This is a genomic window from Ruminococcus sp. (assembly GCF_024691275.1).
In the GTDB taxonomy this organism is placed as follows: Bacteria; Bacillota; Clostridia; order Oscillospirales; family Ruminococcaceae; genus Ruminococcus.
Genome location: NZ_JAILNU010000100.1, coordinates 72,753 through 99,342, shown reverse-complemented (window position 1 = coordinate 99,342; position 26,590 = coordinate 72,753). Strand labels below are relative to the sequence as shown.

16 protein-coding genes are annotated in these 26,590 nt (G+C 44.9%); 7 read left to right on the top strand and 9 right to left on the bottom strand.

The genetic code is table 11. The annotated features are described in order from the left end of the window. Nucleotides 1-75: 75 nt before the first annotated feature. The gene (locus K6G33_RS12395) at nt 76-546 is read left to right on the top strand and encodes a hypothetical protein (protein ID WP_296779962.1); all 471 of its coding nucleotides are present in this window, start codon (nt 76-78) and stop codon (nt 544-546) included. 161 nt (nt 547-707) lie between these two features. Next, nucleotides 708-2,129 (top strand): family 16 glycosylhydrolase, encoded by a 1,422-nt coding sequence (locus tag K6G33_RS12390; RefSeq protein WP_296779959.1) that lies wholly within the window; start codon nt 708-710, stop codon nt 2,127-2,129. A gap of 267 nt (nt 2,130-2,396) precedes the next feature. Here K6G33_RS12390 and cls read toward each other — a convergent pair whose 3' ends face one another. Beyond that, nucleotides 2,397-3,929 carry a cardiolipin synthase gene (gene cls, locus K6G33_RS12385; RefSeq protein WP_296779956.1) on the bottom strand — a complete coding sequence of 511 codons (1,533 nt, stop codon included), beginning with the start codon at nt 3,927-3,929 and terminating at the stop codon, nt 2,397-2,399. Nucleotides 3,930-4,003: 74 nt separating this feature from the next. Here cls and K6G33_RS12380 point away from each other — a divergent pair, with 74 nt between their 5' ends. Beyond that, the gene (locus K6G33_RS12380; protein ID WP_296779953.1) at nt 4,004-4,435 is read left to right on the top strand and encodes a thioesterase family protein; all 432 of its coding nucleotides are present in this window, start codon (nt 4,004-4,006) and stop codon (nt 4,433-4,435) included. Nucleotides 4,436-4,478: 43 nt separating this feature from the next. On the opposite strand, the gene K6G33_RS12375 is transcribed toward K6G33_RS12380, so the two are convergent. Next, nucleotides 4,479-7,850, bottom strand: a complete 3,372-nt coding sequence (locus K6G33_RS12375; RefSeq protein WP_296779950.1) for a glycoside hydrolase family 97 catalytic domain-containing protein — start codon at nt 7,848-7,850, stop codon at nt 4,479-4,481. A gap of 219 nt (nt 7,851-8,069) precedes the next feature. On the opposite strand from K6G33_RS12375, the gene K6G33_RS12370 reads away from it, so the two are divergent. From K6G33_RS12370 to radA, 3 genes are all read left to right on the top strand, one after another. Beyond that, nucleotides 8,070-8,423 carry a hypothetical protein gene (locus K6G33_RS12370; protein WP_296779947.1) on the top strand — a complete coding sequence of 118 codons (354 nt, stop codon included), beginning with the start codon at nt 8,070-8,072 and terminating at the stop codon, nt 8,421-8,423. A 134-nt stretch (nt 8,424-8,557) separates the two neighbouring features. After that, nucleotides 8,558-9,637, top strand: coding sequence for a hypothetical protein (locus K6G33_RS12365; protein ID WP_296779945.1), 1,080 nt, complete (start codon nt 8,558-8,560; stop codon nt 9,635-9,637). Next, entirely contained in the window at nt 9,630-11,003 is a 1,374-nt protein-coding gene (gene radA, locus K6G33_RS12360) for a DNA repair protein RadA (RefSeq protein ID WP_296779943.1), read from the top strand. The genes K6G33_RS12365 and radA overlap by 8 nt, the downstream gene beginning before the upstream one ends. Before the next feature lie 419 nt (nt 11,004-11,422). Here radA and K6G33_RS12355 read toward each other — a convergent pair whose 3' ends face one another. Next, on the bottom strand, nt 11,423-13,474 hold the full coding sequence (locus K6G33_RS12355; RefSeq protein WP_296779940.1) for a glycosyl hydrolase: 2,052 nt from the start codon (nt 13,472-13,474) through the stop codon (nt 11,423-11,425). 207 nt (nt 13,475-13,681) lie between these two features. Then, nucleotides 13,682-17,077, bottom strand: a complete 3,396-nt coding sequence (locus K6G33_RS12350; RefSeq protein WP_296779937.1) for a right-handed parallel beta-helix repeat-containing protein — start codon at nt 17,075-17,077, stop codon at nt 13,682-13,684. A gap of 342 nt (nt 17,078-17,419) precedes the next feature. Here K6G33_RS12350 and K6G33_RS12345 point away from each other — a divergent pair, with 342 nt between their 5' ends. Further along, entirely contained in the window at nt 17,420-20,215 is a 2,796-nt protein-coding gene (locus K6G33_RS12345) for a dockerin type I repeat-containing protein (protein ID WP_296779935.1), read from the top strand. Nucleotides 20,216-20,312: 97 nt separating this feature from the next. On the opposite strand, the gene K6G33_RS12340 is transcribed toward K6G33_RS12345, so the two are convergent. The 5 genes from K6G33_RS12340 to K6G33_RS12320 form a co-directional block, all read right to left on the bottom strand. After that, nucleotides 20,313-20,717 (bottom strand): DUF6465 family protein, encoded by a 405-nt coding sequence (locus tag K6G33_RS12340; protein ID WP_173449394.1) that lies wholly within the window; start codon nt 20,715-20,717, stop codon nt 20,313-20,315. 19 nt (nt 20,718-20,736) lie between these two features. Further along, the gene (locus tag K6G33_RS12335) at nt 20,737-21,012 is read right to left on the bottom strand and encodes an HU family DNA-binding protein (RefSeq protein WP_173449393.1); all 276 of its coding nucleotides are present in this window, start codon (nt 21,010-21,012) and stop codon (nt 20,737-20,739) included. 263 nt (nt 21,013-21,275) lie between these two features. After that, nucleotides 21,276-23,873 (bottom strand): ATP-dependent chaperone ClpB, encoded by a 2,598-nt coding sequence (gene clpB, locus K6G33_RS12330; protein WP_296779930.1) that lies wholly within the window; start codon nt 23,871-23,873, stop codon nt 21,276-21,278. Nucleotides 23,874-23,924: 51 nt separating this feature from the next. Continuing rightward, nucleotides 23,925-24,569 carry a hypothetical protein gene (locus tag K6G33_RS12325; protein WP_296779927.1) on the bottom strand — a complete coding sequence of 215 codons (645 nt, stop codon included), beginning with the start codon at nt 24,567-24,569 and terminating at the stop codon, nt 23,925-23,927. 552 nt (nt 24,570-25,121) lie between these two features. Beyond that, nucleotides 25,122-26,489, bottom strand: a complete 1,368-nt coding sequence (locus K6G33_RS12320; protein WP_296779924.1) for a carbohydrate-binding domain-containing protein — start codon at nt 26,487-26,489, stop codon at nt 25,122-25,124. Between the last annotated feature and the right edge of the window lie 101 nt (nt 26,490-26,590).

The following is a 26,590-nucleotide window of genomic DNA, read 5'->3' as shown; positions in this document are numbered from 1 at the left end:
TTTAAAGTCACACATATGTCACATCAAAATGGTAATATGTGTTATATAAGATGACCGCACAGAAAGGAGCAGACCATGAAGAAACATCATATCATTTTATCAGTCACAGGAATACTCTCAATATCAGCCGCAGTTATTTCATCAATGTACATCAGACATATGGAACGGGGTCTGCCCGCAGGAACTGTCGGAAACACCGTTGTAAAGCCTGCTGTATCGGAAATGTTCAGCGTTCAGGACTACAATGATGCCGCGGAGTGCGTAAAAGAGTATTTCCCATATTTTGAATGCTGTGACCTGCGTGAACTGCGCTATGCAGGCGATACCGAATCGCAGCAGGAATCAAGATCACGCAGCGATGAAGGATATGCAAAAGACCTCGAATTCATGGTGCTTTCCTCTGACTTTTTCGTAAATCCGCTGCCTGTATTCTACACCGACAACGACTCATGGGCACATAACAGTATGTACAGCGACTTCAAATGGATACTCTGCCGCACAAAAGGCGACACAGGCTGGATCATTTGCGATCACGGATACTGCTGAAATATTTATACAGCCGCACTCTTTACGGTTAGTACTGAGTGCGGCTTTGTTATGTCATCAATTTGCTATAAATCCCCTAATATTGATATCAAAAATCTGCATAAAAAGTTATAATAATGTCATAAGGGCACATACCCCCATACTATCAGGAGGAAATAGCTATGAACAAAAAACAACTGTTATCACTTGCGGCAGCTCTCTCAATGCTGATCTGTTCGGTAAGCTGCTCAGACAAAAATAAAGATGATACCGACACAAAACCTGCTGCAACTCAGGAAGCCACTAACCAGCCTGCTACCGAAGCTCCTGTTGTAACACCTCAGCTTGACGGCTATGAGCTTCTCTGGAGCGACGAATTCACAGGCGGCGTTCTTGATGAATCAAAATGGAACTACGAACCCCATGAGCCGGGCTGGACAAACAATGAATTACAGGAGTACACAACTTCTACCGATAATGTATTTCTCCGCGACGGAAAACTTGTCATCAAGGCTGTCAAGTCCGAAAAGAACGGCAAAGATTACTACACATCAGGCAAAGTAACAGGTCAGAATAAGACCGATTTCACATACGGCAAGATCGTTGCAAGCGCTAAAGTCCCCGAAGGCAAGGGACTCTGGCCGGCTATCTGGATGATGCCGCAGGTACAGGAACACTACGGCGAATGGCCTAAGTGCGGTGAAATAGATATTATGGAGGTCCTCGGCAACGACGTTAAGACCGCTTACGGCACTCTGCACTACGGCGAACCTCACGCCGAAACTCAGGGAACATGGGCACTGACTAATTCCTCTTACGCCGACAGCTTCCATGAGTATTCCGTTGAGTGGGAACCGGGCGAGATCCGCTGGTACATCGACGGAAACCTCTACCATACCGCAAATGACTGGTTCACAGCTGTTCAGGGCGAGGACGAAAAGCCCTACCCTGCTCCGTTCGATCAGCCGTTCTTCGTTCAGATGAACCTTGCAGTCGGCGGCGATTGGCCGAAAGATCCCGATGCTTCCACAGACTTCGACAAGGCTGAATTCGAGATAGACTATGTAAGAATTTATCAGAAGCCCGAATATGACACAAATGTAAAGAAACCCGAAAAGCAGTACCGTCAGGCTCTCGAAGACGGCAACTTCATCTTCAACGGCGACTTCTCCGAAGCAGAAGACCTGACCGATGACGTTAACTGGAAGTTCCTGCTTTTCAACGACGGTGAAGGCTATGCCGAGATCAAGGATAACATGATCGTTATCACCTCCGAAAATGAAGGCACCGTGGATTATTCCGTACAGCTCGTACAGCCTGATCTGCCAATGATAAAGGGCAAAAAGTACCGCGTTTCATTTGATGCATATTCAGATGAGGAGCGCGAGATAATCGTTTGTGTATCAGCTCCTTCAGCAGGTTGGATACGCTACTTACAGGACACTAAACTCACCCTCACTCCGGAAAAACATTCCTTCACCTATGAGTTTGAGATGAAGGATAAGGACGACAACAACGGACGACTTGAATTCAACATGGGTCACAGAGGCTCAACAGCAACTGTTTACATCTCCAACGTAAGAGTTGAAGAGATCACAGAATAAGTATATCAATAAAATTCCTCTCATATATCAGCCGACAGCTTTTTGTCGGCTGATTTTTTTGAGTTATACAAAAATTATATAACCCTCTTGCAAAATATTTACTATTATGATATAATAAATGTACGGTGGTCATTTTCACTGCGGATATGTTTTTACGGGGGAATACAAAATGAATATGGATATAAAACAGCGGACTTATCTGTAATAGTATACTTTTTTACAAGTATATCATACATTCGGACAAGCCCGCTTTATTATTTTCAGTATTCAGAGAAGCGGCGCGAACATATTCAGTATCGCTCCTGCTATCTTTTTTGTCAGTGAACGTTCATTGCACTCCTCAACAGTAACAAGATGAGATACCGCAGCTGTTTTCTCGAAGTCCTTGATGATATCACTGATGACAGGACATTCGTAAAGTACGGTACCGCACTCAAAATGAAGATAAAAGCTTCTGTAATCGAAATTGATCGTTCCCACAACAGCAGTCCTGCCGTCGGCAACACAGGTCTTGGCATGGATAAAGCCCGGAGTGTACTCGTATATCCTTACTCCCATTGAAGAGAGTATAGCGTAATTGTTCCATGCGATCATGTGAACATACCATTTATCGGGGATATGCGGTGTGATTATCCTTACATCTACTCCTTTTTTGGCAGCAAATCCCAATGCATTTATCATTTCTTCGTCAAGTATCAGATAGGGCGTGGTTATACATACGTATTCTCTGGCATTGTTTATAAGCTCAAGGTAGACACGTTTGCCCACAGGCTCTTCATCAAGGGGAGAATCCGAAAAAGGCTGTATAAAGCCGTTCGGTGCCACTATCTGCATCGAACGCGGTATCACAGGCTGAAACCTCAGCACTTCGCTGATATCCGTGTTTTCCCAAAGCTGCAAAAACATCACGGTATAGTTCCAGACAGCCTGACCGCTTATCATGACAGCCGTGTCCTTCCAGTGCCCGAAACGTTCCTTGCGGTTTATATATTCGTCCGCAAGATTCGTTCCGCCGTTGAAAGCGGTATGACCGTCGATAATGACTATCTTGCGGTGGTCACGGTTATTCTGAACGGAAGATATCATGGGTCTGAACGGATTGAACACCTTGCATTTCACACCGTTCTTTTCAAGATTTCTGAACGGCTTGACCGAGTTGAGCATACCTGTGCCGATGCCGTCATACATGAGCCGCACGTCAACGCCCGACTTTGCCTTCCTTATAAGAAGCTCCGATATTTTGCCGAACATATACCCATCGGTAATGATGAAAAATTCGAGGAACACAAATTTCTCGGCTTTTTCGATCTCGGAAAGCAGTCTCTCAAACTGTTCTTCGCCAATGGGAAAATACTCCGCATAGCAGCTTCTGTAAACAGGATACAGTCCGTAATCGTTCACATATCTGGCAAGATTCAGAGAATCGGGACATTTTCTACCCAGCTCAGCCATGACTGAACTGTCCTGCAAAAGCAGCTCCTTTGTGCGCTCCTGATTTCGTATATCGAGAGATTTCGGGAACTGCTGCGTCATTTTGAGGAACAGATATGACACACCGCCAAGTATGGGAAAGATACTTATGATTATTATCCATGCGACACGATAGGATATAGGCTCATTCTTATTTGTGATATACACTATAAGAACTATGTCAAGCACGATGAGCGCAAAGTACACAAATACAAAACGCTCTCCAAGGCTGAATACAGCCATTGTAAGAAATAATATCTGCAATAACAAAAGTATGACAAACGCAGCATTTGAACTCAGCGCATTACCTAACAATTTTTTCAGCTTCATATCTTACCTCCAAAGCTAATATCTTGCTATGCAAGTATATTATATCACATTTTCAAGCGGAAAGGAAGATTTTTTTGAGCAAGATCACACCATATGAAAGAAAGGTCTACTATTACGAGACCGACCAGATGGGAGTAATGCATCACTCCAACTATATCAGAGTTTTTGAAGAAGCGCGTATCTATTATTTGGACAAAGCAGGTATGCCATTCGATGTAATCGAGGGAATGGGACTTTATATGCCTACACTTGAACTGGACTGCAAATACAAGCATCCGCTTGCTTTCAATGAGACGTTCCACGTTGAGATCAGAGGCGAAAAATTCAACGGCGCAACACTTAATCTTTCATACAAGGTCACAAACACAAATGGGGATATATGTGCTGAAGGTACTTCAAGACACTGCTTCACGGACAAAAATATGAAACCTGTACGTATCAAGAGGTCTCACCCCGACCTGTATAATGCAATAGCAGTCCACATAGAACCTTCCGAAAAACAGTAAATATAAAGGAAAAAGCTCCCGAATCATCGGGAGCTTTCTTGTGTTATTCTGAGATTATCGCCTTGCGGAAACGTATGAGATCGAATACGTCGATATTTCCGTCGTTATTGATATCAGCCATTTCAGCCTGCTTCTTGTTGAAGCTCTCTGCACCGAGCAGATATTTCTGCATGAGCAGAAGATCGGCAACATTGAACTTTCCGTCAAGATTTACATCGCCGATAACATCTTCATTCGGGATAACAACAGCTATTCTGTCAATAGACGGACCATAGCCGCTGTTGTTGTAAAGCTTTACGGTATTATTTCCTGCCTTCAGGCTCACCTTTGTATCAGCAGCCGCAATACCCGACCAGTCGTTCTTGTTAGCGTAAAGACCGTCAAGTCTGCCTGCATTTACGCCGTTCACGTCCACGCTGAGACTTCTTCTCTCGCCCGATACATAGTATATGCGCAGAGTGTACTCACCTGCTTTTTCAACATTGACATTCTCAAATGTTACATAGTTATTTGAGTTTCCGCCAACATAGCCTACATAGGCATTTCCCGAGCTGTACTTGCCTTCCTTGCCCGATGTTACTTTTGCCTGTCCCGAAAGCTTCGCATTCTCAGCTTCGTAGAACTTGTAATTGCTGTAAGGAGTTGTGAGCTTCATGCCGCCCTTGGTTATCTTCATGGCAAAACCGCCGTTTGCAAGGAGATCGCGCTTGATAATGCTGTCCTTTGTAAGATCATCAAGAACTGTTACCTCTATCTCGCTGCCGTTCTTGTTGTCGCCGAAGATATAAGCGGTATATGTTCCGTCGTCACTGATAATGTCCGAAAGCCTGATGTTCACTGTTCTGGCGCTTATTGTCGAAGCTCCCACATACCAGCTGCTTCCGCTTCTTCTTGCGGTAACATTGAACTGCATAGGATAACCGTCAAGTACCTTCATATCGTCCCATGCTACGGGAACGTCATTGAGGAAAGGCAGAGCCTTGTTGCCCTGATAAGTATATACCGAGTGTGCAAAATGCTGTATACCGGATTCTATAGTAACAACGTCCGCAATAGCAAAGCCTGCTGTTGCCTTTATGCCGTATATCGGTATGCCTGTAGGAGTAAAGTCTGCCGAACCCACAACATTTCTTGTGAATGTATAGGATACTCTGTTTGCAAGCGCGGGAGCTTCAAACCACTTATAGTACTCGCTTCCGTTTATAGCTTCAAAGGAAACGATATTCGGGTAGGTTCTGCTCTCGCCGCGTGGGATAGTACAGCCGTGGAAAAGCACCATGAGGTGATTTTCTGCTGCTATCTTCGCACATAGATTCATCTGCTTCATGGTCTCCTGAGTATCACTTTCGTAATAATCGACCTTGACGCCGCTTACTCCGAGACCTCTTATGCGCTCGAATTCTCGGACTATAGTAGCCTCGTCAAGCAGTGAATAATAGGGATATGCAGGGTTTCCCTTGCTGTCCTTGTAGCCTGAGTGTCCCTTATTGTTTACGCCGTACCAGAGGTAAATGCCAACGCCCTTTGCGGACGCATAGTCGCAAAGCTCCTTGACATTTGCGGCACTGTCATCCCAGAGCGCCCAGCCGAAGTCGAGACATACGAAGTCCCAGCCGTTGTCAGCCGCAAAGTCGATGTAGTCCTTCTGGGTATGGTACTCAACAGGCGAATCGCCGCCGCTGCTCCACCATGACCATGCAGTCTTGCCTGGCTTTATCCAGCTGGTATCCTCAATGACTGAAGGTGGATTGAGGTTGAGTATAAGGTCGCTGGAGGACATTCGGTCGAGGGAATCGCCGATAACTACAGCTCGCCACGGAGTATGGAAGGCGCTGTTCATTTTGATAGAGCTTACCTTCACACCACCCTTAAAGCGCAGACTGTGGTAATCGCCCACGAACTGGAGAGAACCTGCACAGTAGGGAGTATCCTCGTTGAAAACTCCCGCTTCTGTAACAGTTACCCAGAATTTATCATTGATAACTCCTGTATACGGGCATGAATAGGTAGCATTGGTCTCGTTTGCCCTGTCTTTGGGCAGCTCCACCATGTCCCATTCGTATGTAGCATTGGGCCAGTTGCCCCAGAACTTGCTCTTTGCAGGGAACATCACCTGACTGATCTCCTCTTTTATGGAAGCGCCGTGGTCGAGGGCGTATCTGAAGCCCATACCGTCGTCATACACACGGAAATAGACTGTAAGCGTAGAATTGCCCTTTTTAAGTGGGAACGATATCTCCTTGTAGTTGTCCCGTATCTTGCTGTGCTTGCCGTATGGCATACTGTAGGTCTCGTCATGCTCCACTGTGACAGCCGCAGGAGCTGTCTGCGAAAAGCCTGACGACAGGTCTTCCGTAGTGGTAACAAGTCCCAGCTTTGAAGGCTGTATCACCATACTCAGAGTACCGCTGCTCAGCTTATGTACTGAATAGTAATAACTTCCGCGAGCGTCCTTCCAGAACTTTGTGATAAGAGTGCCGTCGGGAGAAACTGTTTCATACTCGGGAATACTCGTAAGCAGAGTACCGTCATGCGCCGTACTGTTCTCCTCCTCGGGGACAGCCTCGCCCTCGGTAACGGTATCGGGCTCGAAAGTATAGCGGTAAAGTGCATCATCGGGAAGCTCAGTCACCTGAGATGCACTGAGTGCATACCCGTACATCATCACGTCGTCTATACAAGCTCTTACGTCATTGTCGGAGTATACCGAATGACCTATGGAATTATATACATACGACGGTAGTACACCTTCACCGAACAGGCTTTTCATGGTATCTGAAAGCGTATCCGCATCGCCCGTTGAGAGGAGCTGCTTATCCATATAGAACCGAACTCCGACCGATGAATAAACGGCTGTGAATTCATGCCACTTTCCGCTGTCGGGAGCTGTATTCAGGTCGAATATAGCCCTGTGCTTGTCGTCATTTTCCGTAGTTGTCCCCTTGCCTACAAATATACTTGTTCTGTAAGCCTTTTTATCCTTCAGATCCAGGGATATATCAGGCGAGGAATAGCTCGGAGCCGCTCCTGCCCCAAAAGGTACAGGTGAAAACTGGAATAATCGCGTGTAATTTTCTGCATCGCTGTCAAGTCTGAACTTAAATGAAAAACTGAAACCATTGTCACATTCTTTGCCAAACATATCAGAAGGCAGTTGAAGCCAGCCGCTGCCGAAGCTGTCACCATGCAGGTCAAGCACATTCGACTTTAGCGAACTGTCATAGATTACAGAAGCATTTGTGCCTTTTATTACGGCTTTTCCATCAGCACTGCCCTGATTTGCAACGTCCGCATTGGAGTAATTAAAGGCTGCATCTGCGGCAAAACGACTCGGTGCCGGTCGTACAGACGGCTGCAAAACGACACTTAAAGCTGCTGCCATACCCACTGTTCGTTTGATCAAGTTATCCCTCATTAGTATTCCTCCTTTATAAAGCAAACGGGCAGGCACTTTATGTGCAAATTATATATATTATCCGTCTGCTTGTTTGATGTTTTATCCCCTATACTGGTATTATAGCGTAGAATCTGCCCAAATACAACCCCTATTTCTAACTTATAGGTGGATTTTTTACCATAAAAAGCATCTTTACACCATTTCTTAAATATGGTAAAATATTTATGAGGTGATACAATGAATATCGAATATATCCACGAGCCTACCGACCTCCAGTGCGGACAGGCTGTGCTCGCTATGGTGCTGGGCAAAACTCCCGAGTATATATGCAGTTTTCTCGGCAATGACCGCGAAACAGACCTTAAAGAAATGAAGCGCACATTCCGCGAACACGGAGTATTTATATCGGATACCCGTATACAGGCAACAAGCAGAGAGGAGCTTCCGCCGCTCTGTCTGCTCAGTCTCGAAACTCCGCGCTGCTGGCACTGGTCACTGTTCTGCGAAGGCACATTCTACGACCCCGAACACGGCGTACTCTCGGATTTTCCGGCTGCAAACAGGAAATACTACTGGGAACTGAAAATATGATCCACGATCGCCGAAGCCTTTGAAATGTGTATATTTTTCAGTCTTATTTGCATAAAACTTGTAATAATATATTAATTGACAGAGTTCGTCAAAAGTGGTACAATTATTGTATACATTTTCAGGAGGCAATCAAAGTGATATTAAAGAAAGCAATATCAATTATCCTTTTTGCAGCAGTATGCTCCTCTTTTGCAGGCTGCGAAAAAACACAGAAAGCTGAGCCTGTGGAAGTCAGTCTGCTCGATACCAAAGCAGCTCCTCAGGACATAAAGCTTGACTGGCAGGAAGCTTACGAGAAAAAGCTCAAGGAATTCAAAAGCTCAGAGAGCTTCAAAGATACATCAAGATTCGATATCATCGACCTTACAGGTGATGATATCCCCGAACTCATCATTTCCCCGTCTGATGATGTATCCGCTCAGTGCGAGATATACAGGCTGTTCAACGGCGGTCTGGATCAGATCGGCATCACGGGTTCTTACGGCACATTCGATTTTATCCCGTCAATGAACGCTATCGGCTACTCATACGAGGGTGACGGCTTCAACATAGGCGAATACCTTGTATACGAGGAAGGCACCTTCAATTCCGCTGTAAGCTTTTACACCAATGCGAACAGCGCCTCCGCAGGAGTCACCATACAGTATGAAGTAAATAACGAAAATGTTACTCTGGTCAAATTCGAGGAAATACTCCAGCCCTACAGAGATGCGGATTCATTCAAAACAGGCAGGAAGTATTCCTTCGGCGACGGAGCTATAGACTACGCAGTCCATTACAGCGAAACATGGGATCAGGTGCTCACCGACCAGCAGAAGCAGCTCTTTAAAGAGCGCGTAGAGGCAGTAATGGAAACAAATGACTTTATTGAAGCTGCATTTGAGCTCGTTGACCTTGACCTCAACGGTATCCCTGAAGTGGTTGTCTCAACAGGTATGCTCAACGACTCCGTCACACGAATCCTCTATCTCGACGAGGAGGGAGTAAAGGAACTCGAAACAAGCTGTGACGCAGACGGCGGCATCATGTTCGATATAAGCTCAAAGATATTCTATGCTGCCGATTTTTACGGCTCAGTACAGTGCTGGTCTCTCGCAGGTGCTGATATCAGCAATTTCACGGTTTCCGACAGCACTATGAGGTGCGGAAGGAAATTCTCTCTCAACAAAGAAACTATAGAAAAAGTATTTGCCAATGAGGTAAAAAATGGCTAAATCAAAATATATTTACACCTGTAATCAATGCGGATACGAAAGCTCCAAATGGAACGGCAAATGCCCTTCCTGCGGAGCTTGGAACAGCTTCGAGGAGGATATCGCCGACAGCTCTCCCACTGTTGGACGCTCGTCATCGGGCAGCAGCTCTGCCCCCGACCTCTCGGACAATATCCTCGAACTTGAGGATATTGGTGCTGACAATGATGTCCGCTATGATACAGGCATCGGAGAGCTGAACAGGGTCCTCGGCGGAGGTCTTGTGAAAGGCTCTCTTGTTCTTCTCGGCGGTGAACCTGGTATCGGCAAGAGCACAATACTCCTACAGATATGCCAGTTTCTCGGTGAAGACCACTCGGTACTCTACGTTTCGGGAGAAGAATCCGCGAGACAGATAAAGCTCCGTGCTCAGAGACTGGGAGTTGATACCGAAAATCTGTACCTGCTCACTGCTACAGACGCAGAGGCGATCGCTCAGACAATAGCTTCCAGTGCACCTGATATAGCTATAATTGACTCTATACAGACCATGAGCATAAGCCGTATAACCTCCAGCCCGGGAAGCCTTACTCAAGTCAGGGAGTGTACCAATCTTTTCATGCACACGGCTAAAAATCAGGAAATACCCATTATCATAGTGGGTCATGTCAACAAGGACGGCGCTATCGCAGGTCCTAAGGTCATGGAACATATCGTGGACGCGGTGCTCTACTTCGAGGGCGAACGCCACCAGAGCTACCGCATACTCCGCGCTGTCAAGAACCGTTTCGGCTCGACCAATGAGATAGGCGTGTTCGAGATGCTGGACAAAGGACTGCGTGAGGTGTCAAATCCCTCACAGATGCTCCTTGCAGGTCGTCCACATAACGTGTCGGGAACTTGCGTTGCCTGCGTTATGGAAGGCAGCAGACCTATCCTCGCAGAGGTGCAGGCTCTTGCTGCTAAGACCAGCTATGCCGCTCCGAGGCGTATGGCTACGGGATTCGACTTTAACAGGCTCAATATCATCATTGCTGTTCTGGAAAAAAGGCTGGGCATATTCATGGGGACACTCGACGTTTACCTCAATATCGTCGGTGGTTTCAGACTTGACGAGCCCGCAGGCGACCTGCCTGTGGCAATGGCTCTTTACTCTGGTGTCATGGACAAGCAGATAGACGAGCAGCTCATAGCCTTCGGTGAGATAGGTCTGGGCGGCGAGATACGCTCGGTATCGCATATAGTTCAGCGTATACGCGAGGCAGAGCGCATGGGCTTCACAAAATGCATCGTGCCAAAGCAGTCAATGTCGTCTATTGACCCTAAGGATTATGATATTGACATCATTCCCGTAAGCACCCTGAAACAGGCTTTCGCGGCTATATAAATCAAAATTTAAAGTGTAGTGCTGCTAAAATGTCAGAAACACTAAAAAATAGTATTGGTGTAATATTTATCATCATGCCGCCGTTATCAATACAGTTTTTACTATATTTTCCTGCTAAATTAATTTTCAAAAAAGTTTCATCGCACAAAGTATATACTGCTTGTTTTCTCATCAATACGATCATTTTATTGATACTTCATTACTATCTTTCAAACGACACTGATCCGAATGAAATGAAAGCAATGGATGCCTTTGATGGTATTATCCTCTATCTGCTTTGGTCACCATGGTATTTAGCCATAACAATATCATGCATTTACAAAATAAAATCCCAAAATAATAAAGATGAACAATAAAAAACAGCCCGAAACCGATCGTAAGATCGCTTTCGGGCTTCTATTATTATATTTGCCTGTCAATTATTTCGATGAGGGATCGAGTGTTTTGATTTTACCGAGGAGGAATTCCTGTATGCGGAGTGCATCACCTGATGTCACGCCCTTGATGCTTACGTCAACGTCTGCGTTGAGCTGTCCCTGCTCTGTAATGTGTGTATCTTCTGTACCGCTTATGCCGTACTTGTTAGGATTTGCAAGAGACTGCATGATAAGAACTACATCAGACATATCAACGCCATTATCGCAGTTTGCATCACCGTACTTAGTTACCTTTAATGAGCTTGAAGGCTCGCTACTGCCCTTGTAAAGGTCCTTCGGAAGCTCTGAGAGTGTAATGCAGAAATCGCTGTTATAGAGAGCCTTTAACGCATCGGGATCCTGATACTCCTTGCCGCAGAGGAAGTGTGCCTGCTCCGAGTCGTACCACGGACAGAAGTACAGCCAGTATGCGTGTTCTATCTGCATATTTCTAAGTCCTGGGATAGAGTCGTTCTCAGGCATGGATACCATTTTATTGCCCTTTACAAACTTGTTGAGAGTGTAGAAAATGCCTGCCTCAGCATCTTCATTCGGAACGCCCTGCTGCTTGCCGTCGTGGCGGTTGTACTGACAGTTGTACTTATCAAAGCCTACGATATCAACTCTGTCATCGCCTGAGTACCACTTAGCCGAATTATCAGACCATGCATAGAGGTTCTGCTCCCAGATGAGGTTGTGAAGCCCGTACTCGTTTGTGAGAGTATCCTGTAAGAATGCCCAGAGCTTATTGTATACTACTGCGCCTTCCTTAGACCACCAGAACCACGCTCCCGAACCGTCGATAGGATCATCGGTACGGCTCGGATTTCCCTCAGCCTCGTGGAAAGGACGGAATATAACAGGAACTCCTGCGTCCTGAAGTTTTTTCAGCTCGGCTGCAAGGTTCTTCATGCAGAGCTGGAAATAGTCATACTCCATCGTGCCCTTGACCATGCAGTTAGCAGTAACGAAATCTGTACGCTCGGTGTATGTTGTCAGACCGAAGTCAAGAGGCTCGCCGAGAGTATATGAAGCCTTTGTAGTAGGTACATTTACGTGCCATGAAGCTGTACATATACCGTTCTTGTTCTTAGCCCAGTCTATCATACGCTGTGCAACGCCGTCGTCCCATGCATAACATGGGCAGTAGCTTCCGAAGTCGAATCCGCGGATAGCAGGCTCCTCGCCTGTGAGTTCCTTGAGGTATCTTACTTCGTAATTATAGTCGTTATATGTGTAATTGCGGTTCTGGGTGCTGTAGGTATATACCTGTCCGTCAGGACCTGTACAGTGCCACGGGAACTTCTCGCCCTGCTCTGTCTTGTCCCAGCTTTCCTCGTCGATGACGTATTCATTGCCATTCTGATCCACGCACTTATTTGCATTTGCGTCATATCTGATCGTTGTTTCAACAGCGTGACCGCCGCCGTATATCTCCTGCTGTCCTGAAAGGATATTCTTTCCGTAAACGCTCTTGAGGTACGACATCAGTGCCTTTGTCTCAGGAGTTGCGTCCTTATCGACTGTCGTGCCGCTTGCTTTGGAAAGATCGGGGAATACTGCCTTGCTGACAGTTACCGTGTCTATCGCCATATATCCGTATTCACTGATAAATTCAATGGTATTCACGCCCTTGTTCATGCGAACCATTCCGAAATCATAATCTATCCACTTATCGGAATATGCTGCCTGTGTTGTATACTTCACGCCATTGATCTTGACAGCCTGCTGTCTGCCGCCCTCGTTGATTATCTGCGCACCGCGTACAGTAATGGAATACATACCGTCCTCGGGAACTGTTACCTCAAAAGATGCGGGTTTAGCTGTCAGATAGAAAAATCCCTCTCCCGAAAATCCGGGTATCTCTGTCTGATAGATAGATGTCCACAGGTCTGCCCCTTCCATGCTCTCGCCTTCGATCACGTAGGGGAACTTCGTAGCAGCCGTGTCCTCTCCTGCTGCAACAGAAGTGAAAAGCCCTGTTGAACCGCACTGTACCGCTGCCATAACTCCCGCAGCAGCAAGCGCAATTTTCTTTTTAAGCTTGCCATTCATGTTTAATATCCTCCTTCTTGTTGGTGTGGCCAACAATTCTTTAATTGTATTATACTATCGTTTAAGCCCTATGTCAAGTATTTTGCTTTTCATTATATGTAAAAAAACTGTGATTATTTAAGTTGTTTACTTAAATAATCAAAAAAGGAACCATGGATAAATGTTGGCTCCTTTCCTGACATGATTATATAGAGAGGATCCCAAGTCTTACGACTCAGGGAGAGCTGCCACGAGACCTAAGAGATATCTCTGGATAGAGAGCGCATCTGATACTGTTATACCATTTCCGCGTTCGTTTACGTCTGCGTTTACTCTTGCTTCTTCTGTGAGCTGATACTTATTCGGGTTAGCAAGAGACTGCATTATCAGAACCACATCTGCCATATCTACACTGCCGTCATCGTTTGCGTCACCTGCCACGCCGTTTGTCTTTGGAGCTGTAGCAGTCGTTGTAGTAGTTGCTGCTGTAGTTGTGGTAGTTGTCGTTTGTGCAGGAGTTGTTCCTGCTGCATACGGATCGGGAGTAGCAGCCTGTGAAACTCCACCGTTCATATGGTAGCCGATACTCTTGTATGAGCTGCCTGAAGCTGTCTCGGCAAATCCTACAGGCTTTGGCGAGCCGTCACTGTTTCTCCAAGCTGTATGGAAATCTGTTCCCATAGCAGGTACACTCAGCGAGATGAAGTCGCTGTCGGCAGGAGTAATGATATCGCCCAGCTTAGCGCCGTTTGTCATAGTCGTATTTGACTTTGCATAGTAATACTTACTGTTGTAATAAATGGAATTTGCCATACTTCCCACGAACTTGTCATTTGAGACTTTAATGCCTGCCGCATTGGTCTTTGACACCTTGCCTGTATTGATATACGACATCATGCCGCTGAACGTTGCAGAAGTATCGCAGCGGTATACCATATAGTTTGCCTTGCCCTTGCCGCCGATACCGTTATTGTAAGCGGTGCAGTTCTTCATATCGCCGAACTTAGGGTTGTTATTGTCTGTGAAGCCGCAGTTGAGATTCTCAAAGGCGAGACAGTTCTCAACATAATGGCGTGTACCAACTCCGCCGCCGCCAAGCTTGAAGCCGTTTCCGTCGCAGTCTCCGTAGCCCTTGCCTTCATCGGTGAAGCCATTGCGGAACGCGATACAGTTCTTTATAGTTACCTTGCCTATAGGACCTGTTGCTTCCTTTGCATAGAGATCCCAGCCGTCATCGGAGTTATTGTAAGCCATACAGCCGTCGAAAACATTTCCTTCGCCGCAGGTAAGCTTTGCAGCGAATCCGTCAGCGTTCTCCATTGTTGCATCATCGCAGTTATCATAGGACGTGCAGTTCTTTATCAGGTTGTTTGAAGGCCACTGGGACACATTGTTGTAGGAGCTGTTATATCTCGATATCTGCAAGCCTGTGTCCTGATTATGGTCGAATACCATCATTTCAATGATGTTGTTATCGCCTGAGAGCAGCATACCGTTATCGCCTGCATTTGCTATCTCGAAGCCGTAGAAGTGCCAGTATGAACCGTCGAGGACGAATCCGCGGTTTGCACCGTCAACGCTCTCTCCCGAGAAGTCGAATTTCACTTTAGCGCCGGGATAAGATACGATGGTCTTGTACGCACCTGCGCTGCCCGAATCGCTCTCCTCGATCATTATGGGAGAACTGTATTTATATGTGCCGCCAAGAAGGTAAATAGTTCCACCTGCCTTGACCGACTTTATTGCAGTAATGACATCTGTCGGCGAATCCGCAGTTCTTCCGTCACCGCCGCCGTTTGGTGAAGCGAAGATGATATTTGCACCTGTTACAGGTGTCACAACAGGCTCGGTCTTATCTGTTGTCTTTGGAGCTGTTGTAGTCGTTGTGATGTCAGTAACAACAGGCTTCTGTGTAGTAGTTGTTACAATAACGGGAGCAGAAGACGTTGTAGATACGGGCGCAGGAGCATTATCCTCCTTGAATCCGCTTCCGATTGCGACTACCGAGCCCTTGTACGAAGTAAGCGCGGATTTGAGTGCCTGATTTACAGCATAGCTCTCGTCGTCAACGGAATTATTGAAGGCAAACTTGAAGTCTCCGCCGTCTGCACGTCCTGCCTTAGCGGTAACGATAGCAGGAACGTCCGCTGCCTTATCGGGAGTATAGCTGTACATCACAGCCGATGTATCAAAGTTATTGTAGGAAGTACCGCCGCTCTTGCACTTTACGTCAGCGCTGAGCTTCTCGGTTCTTGAAGACGCTTCATACGCATCAAAATCAGTGCTGTTCTCCTGATACGTTGTATACGCCTTCTGACCTGTCATATAGTTGCCGTAGGACTTTATCACGCCGCCTGATTCTCCCGAGAATGTACCGCCCGTAATGTTGTCCGAGCCCTGCATGGAGATTAGCATCGGGTACTTGCAGTTACGGAAGTAGTTGTTCTCAACGAAGCACGAAGCCTCCATTGTTACACCTACACCATACTTTGCATTGCCGTCAAAGTAGTTGTTGTAGCAGTGTACGGAACAGGTCCTTATTCTTGGGTGGCGTGAATCCGAGTGGTCATACCAGTTATGGTGGTATGTTATGTAATTTTCTTTGGACTCGGACTTCATGCCCTGAAGATTGCACTTGCCGTTGTCCCAGAAATGATTGTACGAATGAGTAATATATGTAGAGGTCTTGGTATCAAGAGCTCCGTCGCCCTTTACCTGATCTGCGTCAGTGCCTGCATCACCATAGAAGAAGTCGCAGTTATGCACCCATATATGGTCATTCTTCTGCTGAAGTCCGCAGTCATCGCCCTCATTGCTGTTGCAGTTCATGAAGCCGAGATTTCTCACCTCAACATTGGAACAGTTTTTCAAAACAAGTCCGAAACCGTTGAGAGTTGCATCATTTCCTATACCCTCGATAGTACAGCCTGCCTTAACACTGTCCACCATGAGGTCGCCCTTTGTGAGCACGGAGGGGTCTGTGATATTGCCAATGAATCTGATGTCGAGCGGACGCGATTCCTTGCCCTTCTTGTAGCCAAGAATGATGTTCTGAACACCTGTGAGAGTTTCTGCACCCTTGCCTGTAGCGTCAATGTTTGCAGTCACGCTGTCCTTGTTGGAGTTGGTAACATATACTACTATGGCATTGCTCTTGAGAGTTCCGTCCGCATTGTATGCGCCGTTGGCATTGCCGTTCACAAAAGCAAAGCCGCTTCTGTCATGAGCATAGGCTGTAGCCGTTGCCTGTGCAGCCTTAGAGCTGTCTTCCCTGCCGTTTATAACGGGTACTATTTTAATAGTATGGCTGCCTGCCTTGATGCCCACAGCGTCAGCTCTCATATAGCCGCTGTACTGTCTGATGAGCATAGAGTCTATCTTTGTGCCGTCAACGTAAACATTATAGCCCGAAGCTCCTGCGACCGATGACCATGTTGCATACACACCTTCACCGTAGCCGACAGAACTGAGCACCTTCACGCTGCTTTCAGCTGCGGCTGCTGACAAAACTGTTCCGCCAAGAAATACATTCATTGTCGTTCCCACAGTTCCTGCTGCGGTAACAGCCATCATTGCAGCAGCTGCCAAAGAAGCTGCTCTTTTTTTGAGCGTGTTATTTTTCATAGCAGATCCCTCCAAATTTTAATATCCTCCGTTAAGCGCACCTATATGTACACTTTATATATATCTTACTGTGTATATTATATCTCCATAAAACAATATTTACAATGACAAATAATGCTCCTTAGATGATTTTTTATACTATTTTCATTATTAATCCAACACAATTGGTCAATAATCGCTTTTTCTATTATTAATATTTATATACCGTACAGAGTATTTAAATTACTACATATGCAAAACAAAAAAATATTTCAAAAAAATTTCTGTTTTTGGTGAGAGTTTTTTATTTCAGCTTCGTCTAAGTTATAGAAAGCATGAAAATATTACAAAGGAGGTATCATTATGCTTTTCAAAAAACTATTATCAATTGGTCTGACTGCTGCTCTATCAGTTACCTATCTGCCAACTGTAAATCAGCCAACTCAAATTAAAACTGCAAATGACTTAGTTGCTCATGCAGCTGATCTCAATGAAAACATTGAGATCGAAAATGTAAAAACATACACCTGTGAGGGTTGCGGAAAGCAACTAACAGAAGATGAAGTTTGTATGACACAGCTTGGAATGGTTCTTTGTTCAAGCTGTAGAGTAAGCGGTATGGGAGGTACATTACCGCCAAGCGCTCATTATAAGCAGAATGCTTACTTTACAGACACGGTCAAAGCCATTGACAACAACTCAATAACATTCACTAAAAATGGCAAATACTATTTTTCTTCTGCATTTGAAGAACTGGAAGACATAAAAAAAGGCGACAATATCGAGATCAACTTTGATTATGAATTTAATGCTTTCAAGAAGATATATCAGATAAATAGTGTTGTCCCCCAAAATTCGACATCTACACAGCCTTTTACCTCAACAGCCATCACGGCGCCTTACGGCTCGACCACCACAACTTCATGTGTTACTTCGGTCGCTCATACACCTTACAAGAAAACTATAACAGGCTATTTTGAACGTCTTGATGGAGATGTCATTTGTCTGGACGACGGCTCTCGCTACCCTTTCAACAAATACAGCATCTCATCAAGTGCTCTTGCAGCTATCAATTCCATGGAAGAAGGCGACTATGTAGCTATCTACTGCACTATCACAGAAGGTTACAGCGCTCTTATAACATCTATAGAAGATATCGATGTCACCCCTGCTGCTTCAATAACCAAAACTACTCCTATTGTTTCAACAACTAAAATAAAAACAACTACTGTAACAACTCCGTATAATCAAGAGCGTGAAGCCGCAGGTGCTTTCGACCATGCAGACAATAAAAAGCTCTACTTCGTAAACAGTGAAGGATACGAATACGACCCTAAGATTGCTTCAATCGTAAATATGCTCAGTAAGTACAGCGTTATAAAAGTCACATTTTCTCCCGACGATATCATCACTGATATAGAAATAATTACCCTTGGAACTACCGCTGTAAACATCTATAACACAACAACTACTACAACTACAACCACAGTAACCACACCGGTTTGGATCACAAACGAAAATCATGGTACAGACAATGATATCTATATAACCACAACTGTTCCCGACACAAACCACTGCATACCAACAACAACTACTACTACAGAAGAGCCTGAGATATGGATGCCGGCAGGTACAGGTGTGGATCAGGTACAGGATGTTGAATGCTTTCCTACAAGAATTGACTATACACAAGGTGAAGAGCTTGACTTTGACGGTTTTATTGTTCATGTAACTCATTCTTACAATGTTCGTTCAAACAAGGGAAGATTTGACAGAAGAACTTCTGAATATGATGTTGAAATCGCAAAGATCGATCCTGAGTATTATACGATTACAGATGAAAAAAACAAAGTATATCCAAGCAACTCATTCAAAACTCTTCCTGCCGGTACATATTACATCAATATCAACGAGAATATATACTGCTATCACAAAAATGATAATCCTGACTCACCACAAGCTTTATACGGATTTAACGATAATTCATTTGATGTAGTAATACACGCAAAGCCTTCCGTTACTACAATCAGCACAACTCCACAGACAATAATTACTGAAACAAAGCCAAACGTCTATAATCCAACATATACCGTTACTATGTCTCCGACCTATAAACTTGAATCAGTAAATTCTTACCCAACAAAAACAGTTTATAACGAAGGTGAAGAGCTTGATCTTAAAGGATTATCCTATAGTTATTCTGTATCTACACCTTGGTTCGGAGAGCCTGACGGCGGCGGAGTCTTTAAGAATACATACACAGTTGACGAGTATGGTCTTTTACCAAGTAATGTTGAGCTTAGAGATGAAAATAATAAAACCTACAGCGGCACAGAATTCACTTCACTTTTAGCAGGTAAATATATCGTAACTATCATTCCTAACATATTATCAATGGCTTATCCTCGCGAAGATAACGAGATCATCTATGACATTGTTATCAACAAAACTGCAACAGACAAAAAAATATCGGGAGATGCAAACTTCGACGGCAATTTAGATATGGCTGACATTGTTCTTATTATGCAGGCTCTTGCAAGCCCTAATAAGTATGGTGTCAATGGTACAGATTCACACCATATTACAGTAATCGGTATGGATCTCGCTGATATGGACGGCAACGGACTTACTACCAACGATGCTCTTAAAATTCAGCGTATACTCCTTGGTCTTGATCCAAAACCAATATCAAACAACAATAACAATTATCAGCCAGAGATAGCAACTACAATAACTACTACTCTCTCAACAAAAACAACTTATGTTACAACTACAACCAATGGTCCTCTCACACATCCAACTTATAACTTCAAAGAAGTTGTTTCTTATCCGACAAAGACTGTCTACAAGCAGGGTGAAAAATTTGAGTTGGACGGTATTGAGTTTGTCGGTACTCACATAAATGGCGATGACGAGCATACTTATAATTCAAAAAGCGGAATACCTGCTCATTATGAAACAACTCCAACACAGATCACATTCACTGACAAAAACGGAAAAGTTTATTCATTAGGTGAAAAGCGCATAACATCATTCGATGCTTTCCAGGAGATCCCCGCAGGCGAATATACCGTACATATCACAGGCGATGCAGGAAGCTATTACTCATATAACCTATGTCATGGTCTGGATATCACCTACAAGATAACCATCGTTTAATAAACAACATAATATAGTTAAAGGCTCTCCGAAAGGAGAGCCTTTTCTTATGCCTGTATACACAAAAAAGCTCCGCAAAAGCGGAGCTTCTCAATTCTTAGAACAGATCGAAATTGCCGAATGTATTATCATCAATTACGTAGTAAACCTTATTGATCTCAGGTCTTACGTAAACAACAACGCTTTTAGCAGACTCTACTCCAGCAACATTCTTAGCCTTATCGACGAGATCTGTACCAGCAACTTCAGCACCATTGTACTGAATAACTACTCTTCTCTCCTCAGCTGTTGCCTTCTTTGCAGCAGGCTTCTTAGCAGCTGTAGTCTTCTTCTCAGCAGGAGCCTTCTTCTCTGCTGTCTTCTTGGCAGCTGTAGTCTTAGCAGCTGTAGTCTTCTTCTCAGCTGGCTTCTTTGCAGCAGCCTTCTTTGTAACAGTCTTCTTCTCCTCTACAGGAGCAGCTGTCTCAACAGCCTTTGTTTCTGCAGTCTTCTTATCCGGCATGATTGTATCCTCCTTAGAATTACTTGTTTACAGCGTTCTTGAGTGCCTGACCAGCCTTGAATGCAGGAGCCTTAGAAGCTGGAGCTGTCATCATCTTCTTAGTCTGAGGATTGATTACCTGCTTCTCCTTACGATCACGAACTTCAAAAGTACCAAAGCCTACGATAGATACCTTCTCACCGCCTGCAAGAGCGTCAGTGATTGTAGAAATAATTGCATTTACAGCAGTTTCTGCATTCTTTTTTGTGAAGTCAGCCTTGTCGGCAACTGCACTGATTAACTCGGTCTTTGTCATTGTTATATCCTCCATAAATAAGATTTTACAATTGAATTATATACCCTTTATAACATTTTGTCAAGGAAATCAAAAAAAAATGACAAATCGACGTATATTTAGCCATTTGTAGCCTGTTTTTTATTCAAAACAGCCATAGAATTTGGCTATTTACCGTTGAGGCGGTCAGACCAAAATTATTAACTTTTTACCATTTGTATAATATCCCCGTTTTATTCCGAAATACGCAGAAAAACGGACTTCCGAAGAAGTCCGTTCTGCTATCAATCAGCAATTAGTTTTCCGTTTGAATCAATATCTATGTCGATCACATCACCTGCTGAAAGATTGCCTCCGATGATGCGTTTTGCTGCAAGAGTTTCGACGCTGCGCTGGATAAATCTTCTCAGAGGTCTTGCACCGAAATTCGGGTCATAGCCGCAGTCAACGATGTAGTTCTTAGCAGCTTCACTGACGTTTATGCGGATATGCTTATCGTTAAGGCGCTTTTGCAGGTCTTCCAGCATAAGGTCAACGATCTTGATTATCTCTGTCTTAGCCAGCGGCTTGTAGAAGATTATCTCGTCAAGGCGGTTAAGGAATTCAGGTCTGAACTGTGTTTTGAGAAGTCCCTCCACCTGAGAGCGAGCCTCAGCAGTTATCTCACCGTTCTCGCCGATTCCCTCAAGGATATATGGTGAGCCAAGATTAGATGTGAGTATGATAATAGTATTCTTGAAGTCAACTGTTCTGCCCTGAGAATCTGTTATACGTCCGTCGTCAAGGACTTGCAGGAGTATATTGAACACATCGGGATGAGCTTTTTCGATCTCATCAAAGAGCACAACAGAGTACGGCTTTCTGCGAACTGCTTCTGTGAGCTGACCGCCCTCGTCATAGCCGACATATCCGGGAGGCGCTCCGATAAGACGGCTTACGCTAAATTTCTCCATGTATTCGCTCATATCTATACGGATAATATTTCTCTCGTCGTCAAATAGTATCTCCGAAAGAGCCTTCGCCAGCTCGGTTTTACCAACACCTGTAGGGCCGAGGAAGAGGAACGAGCCGATAGGTCTGTCGGGAGCCTGTATGCCTGCGCGTGAACGCAGGATAGCTTCGCTCACCTTAGTTACAGCTTCGTCCTGACCGATAACTCTCTTGTGGAGCAGTCCCTCCAGACCGAGTATCTTTTCCTTCTCGCCTTCCATGAGCTTTGATACAGGTATACCCGTCCAGCGGCACACGATCTTTGCAATCTCGTCCTCAGTTACCTTGTCACGGAGAAGCCTTCCGTTCTCCATATCATGTTCTGCCTGCTTTTCAAGCTCCTCCAGCTCTTTTTGCAGCTGTGGCAGCTTGCCGTATTTGAGCTCAGCAGCCTTGTTAAGGTCGTATTCACGTTCAGCCTTATCGATCTCGCCGCCTGTTTTCTCTATCTCCTCACGGAGCTTCTGGACAGCGGAAATGTCATTCTTTTCGTTCTCCCATTTAGCCTTCATGCCGCTGAACTTGTCACGCAGCTCTGCAAGCTCCTTCTGAATCTCTTCAAGGTGCTCCTGAGAGATATTGTCACTTTCTTTTTTAAGAGCTGCCTCCTCAATTTCAAGCTGAACTATCTTACGCGAGATAACGTCCAGCTCTGTAGGCATGGAATCCATTTCTGTACGTATAGTCGCACAGGCTTCATCAATAAGGTCGATAGCCTTATCGGGAAGGAATCTGTCGGTGATGTATCTGTTGGACAGCACAGCCGCTGATATAAGCGCATTATCGCTTATCTTAACGCCGTGGAACACCTCGTAGCGCTCTTTGAGTCCGCGCAGGATAGATATAGTATCCTCAACGCTTGGCTCGTCCACCATAACAGGCTGGAAACGTCTTTCGAGAGCAGGATCCTTCTCGATGTACTGACGGTACTCGTTAAGAGTTGTAGCGCCGATACAGTGAAGCTCGCCTCTTGCCAGCATAGGCTTCAGGAGGTTGCCTGCGTCCATAGCGCCGTCGGTCTTGCCTGCACCTACGATAGTGTGGAGCTCATCTATAAATAAGAGTATCTGACCGTTGCTGTTCTTTATCTCATTGAGGACAGCCTTCAGGCGCTCCTCAAACTCGCCGCGGTACTTTGCGCCTGCGACGAGAGCTCCCATGTCAAGGGAGAACACCTTGCGGTCTTTAAGGCTGTCGGGGACATCTCCTGCCACGATACGAAGTGCAAGTCCTTCTGCGATGGCAGTTTTTCCCACGCCCGGCTCACCAATGAGGACAGGATTGTTTTTCGTTTTTCTTGAAAGTATGCGGATAACGTTTCGTATCTCGCTGTCACGACCGATAACGGGGTCAAGCTTATTTCGCCTGGCAAGTCCAACAAGCTCCTGACCATATTTTGTAAGAACGTCATACGTGTCCTCGGGGTTCTCGTTAGTAACACGGGTATTGCCTCTCACCGACATAAGCGCACTGAGAAAGCTGTCTCTTGTAATATTAAATGTACTGAAAAGCTGTGAAACATCTCTGTCCTTGCTCTCGATCAGCGAGAGCATGATATGCTCAACAGACACGAATTCGTCTTTCATATTTGAAGCAATGCTCTCGGCAGATGTGAGAACTCTGTCGCACTCAGACGATATGCCGATATTGCTGCTTCTGCCGCTTCCTGTTACCTTAGGGAGGGCATTTATCTTCTTTTCAACTTCACCGTCAAAAATGTCCTCATCTATATTCATTTTTTTCAGGAGCTGAGGTATAAGACCGTTCTCCTGACGAACAAGTCCCGCAAGAAGGTGGATAGGCTCAATCACAGAGTTAGACTGCATAACAGCAATGCTCTGAGCCTTTCTCACAGCGTCGATGGACTTTTGAGTTAATTTTTCAGCATTCATATTTGATCCTCCATTCACATTTTCTTTACTGTCATTTCATCACGATATCCACTAAATAATATACCTTTCAAGCAGCGCCCTGTACTTTTTTTCAAGAACAGGAGCATTTACTGTAAAGTTATTCGGGTCAGCAAAGTAAGTTTTCACAGCATGGTCGAGATCCTTGATGTATTCGCCGATAGCTTCACCCGCCTGCTCGACGGAAAGCGTACCCGAATTTATAAGTTTCCTTGCGAAGCTTCCGTCCCCTATCTCGCAGCTGTAGCTTTCGATCCCGAGCCGTGAAAGGTAGCCTGCTTCGAGCTTAGCCCTGTAAGCGAAGAAGCTGTGGAACATAGTTATAAGCGCAGCACTTTGTGTTCTGATATTTACACGCAGTGTCCCGATGTATTCCTTTGGCGAGCGTTCAAGCTCCACCTTATAGTTTATCGTGGGGCGGTACTTATATTCGAGAGCTGTCCTGACAGTCATCAGGGACGGTGAGCGCTGCTCCTGAATACGGAAACTGCTGCTCACAAGCTCTGCCACCTGCTCAAAGATCTCCCTCATGCGCATTTCGGGAGTCACACAGGAGAGGTGCTCGGCAAGTATCTGATTTATAAGATTCGAGCGGCTCGTGCCCATGCGATAAGCCTGTTCATCAACAGCTTTTATCACATCGTCCATGAGCACAAGGCTGTAAACGCTTTTTTTCACGGCATCATCACTTCCTTTTCATGTTATATATATCATATCACGCATTATAGAATTTGTCAAGCAGATTATATAATCTTTCACGCAAGTTTCACAATGTAAAAAAAGTCCGCCCACGAGGAGCGGAGAATCGGCCCAAACGATATAATCGTTTAGCACTGTGGACCGAGCCATAGACAATAAGTTAAAAAAAGTTATTGAGAATAGAAAACATGAAAAAATTACAAATGAAAGGGGTTAGTTTTATTACTTGACAAAACTATTTCTATGGCGTGCAAGTGAACTAATACTCAATTTCAAGCACATGAGAGGGGAGGGTACTTGAGACTGAATACCAATAATCTTCATTTGCTGTATTTATTATATTGCAAAATATCGAAGTTGGCAATATACGTTTGTACACACAAATGCACTTTTATGTACTTTTTGAGATTTTTCTATATTTTTTCAAGTTAATTTTATGTTAATTTGTTTTACGTACTTACATATTTACTTTTTATATTAATTTTGTTTTATTTCATTTTACAGACTATAAATTAACTATTGCGTCTATTTTTACTCAACTCCGATAAATTTTACATCAAACTTATTTCCGCCATCAGACACAGTAAAATTGTCGCTGAACATACTGTTTACTGCGATACGGAAGCTGCTTCCACTGCTTATTTCAGGAGCAAGCATCAAAACACATCTGAAATTGTTGTGGGGATCAAACTTCACCATTTCCATGGTGTCAAGGTAGAGCTTGACCTCACTTCCCGCCCTCGCAGATTCTCCGATATCAGCCACTATATAAGGCGTTTCACTGAACGTCGGCACGGAGACCTTGTTTCCTGCGGCATAGACATATCCGCCCGTATAGCTGAAGCTTCCCGACGCATATATCGAGCTTTTTTCTTCCTTAGTACCGCCCGAAACGACGGTCTTTCCACCGTTTATGCTGATAGTTCCTTTAGACTTTATACCGTTTGTGCCGCCCTTTATATTCAGTGCACCATCATTTATCGTTACGTCGTCATGCGCAAAAATTCCCGACTTGACAGAGGATATGTTATATGTACCGCTCTCGACGACGACATCATCATCGCTTGCGATTCCGTGAGCATTGTTCGCTGTGATGTTCAGCTCTCCGTTGCCTTTAAGTCTCAGGGTATCATTTGAGAATATTACAGCGTCATTTACTTTGTCATTTCCGCCGTCGCTAAGGTAGTTCACAGTGCCTTCCTTAGGCTTGACCGTACAGCGTTTGGCTTCATCTATTAAAATTGCAGGTCCTGAACTGTTTGTGATATTCACTCCGTTGAGAACGATAGTGACTTTATCGTCCGTAGCTGCCGTACCTGTTTTTACGCATATCTGACCGTTAGTTAGAGTACCCGTGAAGATATAATCGCCGCTGCGCGTAACAGTTATCACAGAGCCGTTCACAGTAACATTGCTGCCCTTCACAGTCGGAGTTCCGCTTAGATTCACCTCTGCCGTATACTCCTTGATCTCCTCAGTGCCGCCGCTCTCGCCCGAATTCTGTTCGTTATTGGCAGTTCCGCCGTTATTGCCGCTGCTGTCCGAATTGTTTCCCGAATTTCCACCGCTGCTGCTCGAATCGCCGCCTGAGCTGCTGTTCTTTTTAGTTGTCACGGTAGATTTTGAATCGAACTTCTTCTCCCCTGCTTTAGTCGTCGCAGTTGTCTTATCGGACTTCTTATCGGTCTTTGCAGTCGTTTCTTTTGTGCTGTCGGAGTCTGATTTATCATCAGCTTTTGTAGTTGTCGCGGTCTTTTCTGTTTTTTCAGCGGCAGTAGTCTCCTCAGAAACCGATACTTCCTCTGCATTATTTTCTTTTTCATTGCCTTTTCCGCATGACACAGGTGTCATCATCACAGCAAGTGCAGCAATTGCTGCCAAAATCCTTCTATATTTCATAAATTACGCTCCTTTTTCTTTATATGCAAAATTTGCCAGACTCAATATTGATTATTAAGCCTGGCAAACTAAGTAGAGAGGGTCATCTATCCTATTTATTT

What these genes read in the sequence shown, in the direction of transcription:
- K6G33_RS12395 (WP_296779962.1), top strand. Translation starts at nt 76, where the DNA reads ATGAAGAAACATCATATCATTTTATCAGTCACAGGAATACTCTCAATA.
- K6G33_RS12390 (WP_296779959.1), top strand. Translation starts at nt 708, where the DNA reads ATGAACAAAAAACAACTGTTATCACTTGCGGCAGCTCTCTCAATGCTG.
- cls (WP_296779956.1), bottom strand. Translation starts at nt 3,929, where the DNA reads ATGAAGCTGAAAAAATTGTTAGGTAATGCGCTGAGTTCAAATGCTGCG.
- K6G33_RS12375 (WP_296779950.1), bottom strand. Translation starts at nt 7,850, where the DNA reads ATGAGGGATAACTTGATCAAACGAACAGTGGGTATGGCAGCAGCTTTA.
- K6G33_RS12370 (WP_296779947.1), top strand. Translation starts at nt 8,070, where the DNA reads ATGAATATCGAATATATCCACGAGCCTACCGACCTCCAGTGCGGACAG.
- radA (WP_296779943.1), top strand. Translation starts at nt 9,630, where the DNA reads ATGGCTAAATCAAAATATATTTACACCTGTAATCAATGCGGATACGAA.
- K6G33_RS12355 (WP_296779940.1), bottom strand. Translation starts at nt 13,474, where the DNA reads ATGAATGGCAAGCTTAAAAAGAAAATTGCGCTTGCTGCTGCGGGAGTT.
- K6G33_RS12350 (WP_296779937.1), bottom strand. Translation starts at nt 17,077, where the DNA reads ATGAAAAATAACACGCTCAAAAAAAGAGCAGCTTCTTTGGCAGCTGCT.
- K6G33_RS12345 (WP_296779935.1), top strand. Translation starts at nt 17,420, where the DNA reads ATGCTTTTCAAAAAACTATTATCAATTGGTCTGACTGCTGCTCTATCA.
- K6G33_RS12340 (WP_173449394.1), bottom strand. Translation starts at nt 20,717, where the DNA reads ATGCCGGATAAGAAGACTGCAGAAACAAAGGCTGTTGAGACAGCTGCT.
- K6G33_RS12335 (WP_173449393.1), bottom strand. Translation starts at nt 21,012, where the DNA reads ATGACAAAGACCGAGTTAATCAGTGCAGTTGCCGACAAGGCTGACTTC.
- clpB (WP_296779930.1), bottom strand. Translation starts at nt 23,873, where the DNA reads ATGAATGCTGAAAAATTAACTCAAAAGTCCATCGACGCTGTGAGAAAG.
- K6G33_RS12320 (WP_296779924.1), bottom strand. Translation starts at nt 26,489, where the DNA reads ATGAAATATAGAAGGATTTTGGCAGCAATTGCTGCACTTGCTGTGATG.